The organism is uncultured Methanobrevibacter sp., from assembly GCF_947169325.1.
Taxonomy (GTDB): Archaea; Methanobacteriota; Methanobacteria; order Methanobacteriales; family Methanobacteriaceae; genus Methanocatella.
On the sequence record NZ_CAMVPN010000118.1, the window covers coordinates 1 to 5,137 of the forward strand.

4 protein-coding genes and 1 pseudogene are annotated in these 5,137 nt (G+C 37.6%); 3 read left to right on the plus strand and 2 right to left on the minus strand.

The annotated features are described in order from the left end of the window. Window positions 1–387: TMEM175 family protein (locus Q0W26_RS11240; protein WP_298525437.1), on the minus strand; the 387-nt coding region annotated here is incomplete at its 3' end. A gap of 171 nt (window positions 388–558) precedes the next feature. On the opposite strand from Q0W26_RS11240, the gene Q0W26_RS11245 reads away from it, so the two are divergent. The 3 genes from Q0W26_RS11245 to Q0W26_RS11255 all read left to right on the plus strand — a co-directional run bounded on the left by Q0W26_RS11245 (window position 559) and on the right by Q0W26_RS11255 (window position 4,887). After that, a complete protein-coding gene (locus tag Q0W26_RS11245; protein WP_298525439.1) occupies window positions 559–1,209 on the plus strand; it encodes a site-2 protease family protein in 651 nt (216 codons plus the stop codon). Between the two features lie 267 nt (window positions 1,210–1,476). Beyond that, window positions 1,477–3,357 (plus strand): ATP-dependent protease LonB, encoded by a 1,881-nt coding sequence (lonB, locus tag Q0W26_RS11250; RefSeq protein WP_298525445.1) that lies wholly within the window; start codon window positions 1,477–1,479, stop codon window positions 3,355–3,357. Window positions 3,358–3,459: 102 nt separating this feature from the next. Next, entirely contained in the window at window positions 3,460–4,887 is a 1,428-nt protein-coding gene (locus Q0W26_RS11255; RefSeq protein WP_298525442.1) for a Mur ligase family protein, read from the plus strand. Here Q0W26_RS11255 and Q0W26_RS11260 read toward each other — a convergent pair. After that, a pseudogene (locus Q0W26_RS11260) lies at window positions 4,877–5,137 on the minus strand (hypothetical protein); the annotation flags it as partial. The gene Q0W26_RS11255 and the pseudogene Q0W26_RS11260 sit on opposite strands and share 11 nt — an antisense overlap.

Genomic DNA, 5,137 nt, shown 5'->3' on the forward strand with positions numbered 1-5,137 from the left:
GGCTCCAAAGACCACGACCACTGATATGATGTGTGAAATATTTGCAAAAATCATGATCAGTCCAAAAATTGTTTCGGCAGTTAAGGAATACAGGTTCAATGAAAGCCATGATGCAAAATAAGGGAATAGTGAAAATAGAAAAATTGAAAACCCGTATGCAATTAGAGATTTGTTATTGATGGAATCGATATGCTGGAACAGATTCTGATTGCTGTACCAGATATTGATAATTGCCAAAAACACTATGAAATATGTTGTCAGATTCAAGGAATTTGAAAAAACGGCTCCCCATTGAGGACCCAATGGTTGGGGAATCTTCAACACCAAAATTGTTATAACAATTGCCAAAACTGCATCATAAAAAGTTTCAAACCTATTCGTATTCATATTTATAACTATGTTTTAGGCGTATAAATAAATTTAATTATTTTCAAACAAATTCGTAAATATGAGTTGGAATATAATTAAATACATAGATTTCTGTTAAAAGAGTCATATTAACTTTAAAAGATGGTTAATTCAAATAATTTTTAATAATGGATTTGAGGAATCAATATTATGTTAACCTTTACACGAAATGAAAAAAGGGATTTGATTATTGCATTTGTCGTGCTCAGCATATCTTTTGCAATATCAAATGCGCAATTAAATCTACATACGTTCATTTCCGTTTTGCCGATTGTTATGGTGGGTGTAGCTATTGGATCTTTGGTGCGCGAGCTTGGAGCCAAATTCGTGGCAGTCAAATACGGATACCAGGCTGAATTCAAGGCATGGCCATTGGGATTATTGATAACATTTGCTTCAGCATTCATAGGAATTGTATTTGCCTTTCCAGGTTTCGTTCAGACCTATGCAGACAATATCAGTGATGAAATAAACGGCAAAATTGCAATTGCAGGACCAATGGCAAATATGGTTCTTGCATTGATATCCATAGCAATTGCAGCATTGATATTTCCTTTAAAACCCATTTCAGATATTTTTACACTGATATATCTAATCTGCACCATTGGATTTTCAGTCAACAGCTTTTTGGCTACATTTAACTTGTTGCCTTTCTATACATTAGATGGAATTAAAGTTTTAAAGTGGAATGCTAAAATTTGGATTGTTATATTCGCTATCGCAGTCATCATGCTTTTAATGTCCATAGGCATAGGTGCCGAAAACATGGTTAAATTAATTATTGATGCAGTAGCTATTTAATGAAAAACATGAAAATAAGTATGTCGCGAGAGCAAATGAATTCAAAAATTTAAATCTTTTAGTAACTTTAATTTACTAAAATAGAAACCTTTTTATATATCCTAAATTTAAATAATATTAAATAGTATATGAAACTTAATTTTATAATGGTGAATTTATTTAGAGAAGTGAGGTCATTTAATGAAATTTGATGAAAAGGAATCAGTTGAAGATTCTCAAGACATAGTTGTTGAACCGGTAGAAAGTTCCGGTGAAGAAAATAAACATATGTTGGATTATGATAACATAAAAAGCTCACAGGATATTGAAGTTCCACCTTTATTAATTGATCAGGTCATTGGACATGAAGAGTCCATCGAGACAATTAAAAAAGCGGCAAAGCAAAGAAGGAATGTTTTGCTTATTGGAGACCCTGGCGTAGGTAAATCAATGCTTGCAAAAGGTATGGCACAGATATTGCCTCATGAAGTCCTTCAGGATGTTCTAGTCTATCCTAACATGGAAGACAACAACCATCCTCTGGTCAGGACAGTTCCTGCCGGAGAAGGTAAAAAAATCGTAAAGGCTACCAAAGGATCTGCAAAAGGCCATGAAGAGAGAAAAACAATTATTACAATGTTTGCAATCGGTGGAATATTGGTTATTGGATTCATGTATGGAAGGTTATTGGAATCCATTATTGCTGCGGCATTAATTTTACTCATATCAATTCAAATCAAGCCTAAGAATACCACAATGGCTCCAAAATTATTGGTGAATAATGAAGAGTCAAGATTCGCACCATTCATGGATGCAACCGGTGCTCACGCAGGTGCATTGCTCGGTGACGTTCGCCACGACCCATACCAATCAGGAGGATTGGGAACTCCTGCACACGAACGTGTGGAAGCAGGTATGATTCACAAGGCAAACCGTGGAGTTTTATACATTGACGAAATCGGTACAATGAGCATGAAAACCCAACAGGAACTCCTATCTGCAATGCAAGAGAAAAAATATGCAATCACTGGTCAAAGCGAAAACTCAAGCGGTGCAATGGTAAGGTCACAGGCAGTTCCATGTGACTTTGTGCTTGTGGCATCAGGAAACCTTCAGGTATTGGAAGGAATGCACATCGCAATGAGGTCAAGAATCAGAGGATACGGTTATGAAGTATTCATGAAGGATTACATGGAGGATACAACCGAAAACCGTGAAAAACTTGTCCAGTTCGTAGCTCAGGAAGTCAAAAACGATGGAAGAATCCCTCACTTCGCACCTGACGCATTGGATGAAATCATCATGGAAGCAAAAAGAAGGTCAGGCAAACAGAACGCCTTAACCTTAAGACTAAGGGATTTGGGAGGTCTTGTCAGATCAGCTGGTGACGTGGCCATTGAAAAAGGCGCAGACCTTGTAACTGCAGCACATGTTGTAGAGGCCAAAAAATTCGCAAGAACCCTTGAACAGCAAATTGCTGATAGGTCAATTATCCAAAGAAAAGACTACAGTATGGTGTCTGCTGAAGGTGGTAAAATCGGTCTTGTAAACGGCCTTGCAGTAATAGGTGATAGAAGCGGTATCGTTTCCCCAATTGCAGCTGAAGCCGCTCCGACACAATCCAAAAACGGTGGTCAGATTATCGCTACAGGTAAGTTGGGTGAAATCGCTCAGGAATCCGTACAGAACGTAAGCGCATTAATCAAGAAATACACCAACAAGAACATTTCCGATTACGACATTCATGTCCAGTTCATCCAGACCTACGATGGTGTTGAAGGTGACTCAGCAAGTGTAAGTATCGCAACTGCGGTTATTTCAGCTGTAGAGGAAATTCCAATCGACCAGACAGTGGCTCTGACAGGTTCACTTAATGTCCGTGGAGACGTCATGCCAATCGGTGGAGCGACAGCAAAAATCGAAGCTGCAGCCGAAGCCGGAATGAAAAAGGTACTTATTCCAAAATCCAACCTTAAAGACGTCATGATTGAGAAGAAATATGAGGAAATGATTGAAATCATTCCGACCGAAACCTTAAGTGATGTCTTGGAAAACATATTAATCAGCGGTTCCAAAAAGGACAAACTCATTGAAAAGATGAAAAACATCGGTTCAAAAGTTGCAGAAAAGGTTCCGCAAACAACCATTAATAATCCAACTACCAACTAATTTGGATTATTATTTTTTCTTTATTTTTCAAAAAACTATTTTTTTATTTTTAATTTTCAAGATAATAATTTTTATATATCTTAATTTTACAATATATTAATCATGGTTAGTTTTTTTAAATTTAATATTGCAAAATTATCTGGAAAAGTTGCATGTCAACTTGCAAAGTACGGACCGGGCAGCGGTGGAACATATCCCGGGCATGTCTTTACAAAAATAGGAGGTCAGGAATCCATACCTAAATTGGCTTCTGATTTGAAATTGGGATCTGTTCTGATTACCGGAACCAACGGTAAGACAACCACAACAACCCTTCTGATAAAGCTGATGTCAAAGGACATCAAAATCAGAAGCAGTCATGAGAACAATATCCTGAACTCAATCGTAACTGCACTCTTAAGCCAAAAGGGCGATTTGGGAATTTTCGAATATGGAATTCGTGATTTGGCACATGGAATTCCTGATACCGTTCAGAGATTAATCAATCCTGTCGGTGTGGTCTACACTACCATTTCACAGGAGCACACTCAGGTTGCAGGAGTTAGAAATCCCTTTGAAGATTACTATAAAGCTAAAAAGCTATTGTCTGAAGGCATGAAAGAGGGTGCTGTTGTCACCAATTGTGACGATCCAAGAACCGCTTTAATAGGTCTTGACAAAAGTAGGGATGTTAATGTCAACTACTATGGTATTGCAACAGACCTGATTGAGGATATAGGAGACAACACAATAGAATGCCCTAAATGCGGAAAACCTCTAAACTATTCTCATTTTTATTTAAATCACAGAGGAATCTACACCTGCGAATGCGGATTCAGCCGTCCTGAACCTAACGTGAAACTCACATCAGCAGAGTTTGCCTCTGACGGATGGACACTGGATATTGAAGGGGATTTGTACAACTATTTTGCAGCAAAAAATGTTAAATTTAACTTAAAACTCAACGTACCCCCATTCGGATTCCACAATATCTACAATACCTTAGCTTCAATTACCGCTTATGCAACATTCACTCCTAAGGTGGAAAACATAGAAACAACCATCAAGGATGTCTTCAACAACCTTGACATGTCATTCATTCCTCCTGGAAGATTTGAAGTGGTTGACATCGGTGGTAAATATGTCGGTCTGGGCCAGGGAGACAATGGTGATGCTCTTAAAATCAATGCAATGTTCATGAAGCAGTTCGTCGGAGACAATCCTCTGGAGTTCATCTACACAACTCCCGATGAAAACGAGGAGGAAATCTTTGAAGACCACTATGAAGTCGTCAAAAGCATGAATCCTGCACATGTCATTGTCGTTCCCGGCAGAAAGTCAATAGACAAGGCCAAGGAATACTATGAAATAATAAAACAGGATTTCCCTGATGCTGATTTCTACCCATTAAGCTATGATGAAATGGCTGTGAGAATCGAAAAGTTGAATCAATTAGCCAGAAACTCAGATTATGAATATGTCATAATGACCGGATGTGGTGAAGAGCAGGCGATGTGGGAAGAAATAAAAAAGAAAATGATTAGTAGATGATTTTTTCATCTATAATCTCTTTTAATTTTTTGTAAAAGTCAAAATCAGATGATTCAATAGGCTTGAATGCTGCATCTATGCTACATCCGCACAAATCGCAGCTTCCAATAATGTAATCTGTGGAATTCTTCAGAATCAGAATTCCAAAAACTCTTTCTTTTTCATTTGCGTATTTTTCAAATTCTTCTTTTGTAAGTTTCAAGTTAAAGTCGGAAGTGGAGTATATGTCACATTCGTTGAGTATGGGAAC